The organism is Microcoleus sp. PH2017_35_SFW_U_B (assembly GCF_020737865.1).
Lineage (GTDB): Bacteria > Cyanobacteriota > Cyanobacteriia > Cyanobacteriales > Microcoleaceae > Microcoleus.
In genome coordinates this window covers 1-2,484 of record NZ_JAEQDE010000203.1, presented here as the reverse complement: position 1 = coordinate 2,484, position 2,484 = coordinate 1, and the positions used below count along the sequence as shown (strand labels likewise).

Sequence of the window (2,484 nt, the reverse complement as noted above, 5' to 3'; positions counted from 1 at the left end):
CCGAAAGCCTGCGTGTTTTGCCATCAAGGTTGCTTCAGTATTATTTAATTTGAGCGCTCGCTTGACCGCAAACATGGAACTGACTCTCAGCAATCAACTGTAGATAAGTTTAGCAAACTATTTGCCACTTAAGTCTTGCTCTTGATTATTTGAAAATTGGGAATTGGGAATTGGGAATTGGGAATTGGGAATTGTTACTTCTTCCCTCTTCCTTCGATCAACTGCCAACTGCCAACTGCCAACTATTAACTGCCAACTGCCAACTGTCAACTGTCAACTGTCAACTGTCAACTGACTATGGCATTCGCCAAATCTTAATCGTGCGATCGGGACTGCCGCTCACCAAAGTCTTGCTATCTCTGGCAACAGCCACAGAATTCACAAACTGGCCGTGACCAGAAAGAGTGTTTCTTTCTTTCCCCGTCTTCAAATCCCACACTATAATATCTCCGCCCCCGCTGATCAAAGTGCGACTATCGGGACTAAAAGCGATCGTCCTCACCCAGCTCGAATGGCCTTTAAAAGTGCGAGTGCGCTTCCCGTCTTGCACGTTCGACAGACGGATCGTATTGTCGCTGCTAGCGCTAGCCACAACTTGACCGTTCGGGCTAAAAGCCACAGCATTAACCGCGCCCCCGTGGCCAGTGATAATTCTTCTGACTTCTCCGGTGTCAAGATTCCACAAACGCACAGTCTTGTCCTCACTGCCACTAGCGAGAGTTTGACCGTCCCGGCTCAAAGCGATCGCGTTTACTCCTCCGGTGTGACCGGTCAAAGTCAGCAACCTGCTGCCGGTTCTGACATTCCACAAGCGAACAGTTTTGTCATCGCTCCCGCTAGCCAGATTTTGACCGTCGCTGCTGAAGGCGATCGCGTTGACAGGGGCTTTGTGAGCAGGAATTGTCCGCACCCGCCGCCCCGTCTTCAAATCCCACAAAATCACATTATTGTCATTGCCGCCGCTGGCCAAAGTCGAATTGTCCGGGCTCACCGCTAGCGTGCTAACCGATTTTTTAGAATGCACCGGATTCAGAGTCCGCACCAGGCGTCCCGTCTTCAGATTCCAAATTCTAATCGTCCCAAAGCTGGCGCTGACCAAAGTTTGACCGTCCGGCGACAGGGCGATCGCATTTACACTTCCGACATTATCCAAACTTCTTTGCAAAAACTGACTGCTAGGCAAACTAGAAAGCAGCCACAACGGATTTGCCGGAAACACCCCGTAACGCATCGAACCATAAATTTGAGACGCGCCAATACCCAGCATCAAAACAGCAGCGCCCGCCACCAACTTCTTTTTCCAATCTAAAACCTCTTGCTCCGACTGGTTCAAGCCACCAGAATTCAGAGGTTTGAGGCGGTTGATGGAAGTCTGCTTCGTCGCCCCAGACACCCCGGAAGTTCCGCGAATTTTAGTTTGTCCCGTCGTCGGCAACTGAGTTGGTAACTGAGTTTCCGCACCGTCAAGATTAATTTCCTCCAAGCACTGCAAAACCATCTGCGGACTTTGAGGTCGATTTCCGGGAAAAGGCGCCATCAGGTAATCGATGACATTAGCCAAGGGGTCGGAAACCTGAGGAGCTCCTTTGCGCCACATTAATCTGCCCGTGCGGGGGTTCTCTGGGAACGCAGTCGGTGGCTTCCCAGTCAACAAATAAACAAAAGTGCGCCCCAGAGCAAAAAAATCCGACTGCGGAACAGCCTTGCCATTAGTTTGTTCGGGCGGGGTATAGCCAGGGGAAACAATACCAGTGACATTTTGCCCCTGGCCCACCTTAGCGAAATAAGTCGCCGACACTTCCCGAGCAGTCCCGAAGTCAATCAGCACTAGCTGCCCGTTCGGCTTGCACATAATATTGTGCGGCTTGATATCCCGATGAAAATAGTTGAGTCGGTGAACTTGGTCTAAAATTTCCGACAGTTGTTTGAGCCAGTTCAGAGCTTGTTCTTGACTGATCGGGCGGCCCCGATGTTTCAGCCAGTCTTGCAAATTGGCCCCAGCAATTTTCTCCATCACCAGACAGTGAAAAGACTCTGTGCTGTGAGCTGGCGAAAATGTAAAATAACCGTCGCGATCGACCTTTGGAATACCTGGATGTCTCAGCCTGACCAATACGTCGGCTTCTTGCTTAAACAGTTCTACAGCTTTGGGATGTTCTTTCAGCAGGACTTTGAGCACTCTTCGGGCGCCGTTGTCGTCCACTTCAAATGTTCTGCCAAAGCCACCGCCTCCGAGAGGCGCGACTAGCCGATATCTACCTTGCAACAAAAGTTCAGACCCGCAGTGGATGCACGCGGATTTACCAGAGTTGGCTGGATCGGAGGGATTCGGGCATTTGGGATTGAGGCAATAACTCACGAAGCCACATAACCCTGATTGAGGTTGCTGCTACACAAAACTTAGCTAAACTTTCTCAAGTCTCACTATTCAATCAAGATTGCTCTTGAAGGGTCTGCTTCCTGCTTCACCCAAGGGAGTCGGCT

General features: G+C 50.5%; 2 protein-coding genes. Both read right to left on the bottom strand.

Going from position 1 to position 2,484, the window contains the following annotated elements:
* Positions 1-117 precede the first annotated feature (117 nt).
* Entirely contained in the window at positions 118-270 is a 153-nt protein-coding gene (locus tag JGK36_RS33695; RefSeq protein ID WP_293187181.1) for a hypothetical protein, read from the bottom strand.
* A gap of 25 nt (positions 271-295) precedes the next feature.
* Entirely contained in the window at positions 296-2,359 is a 2,064-nt protein-coding gene (locus JGK36_RS33690) for a serine/threonine-protein kinase (RefSeq protein WP_293187182.1), read from the bottom strand.
* Between the last annotated feature and the right edge of the window lie 125 nt (positions 2,360-2,484).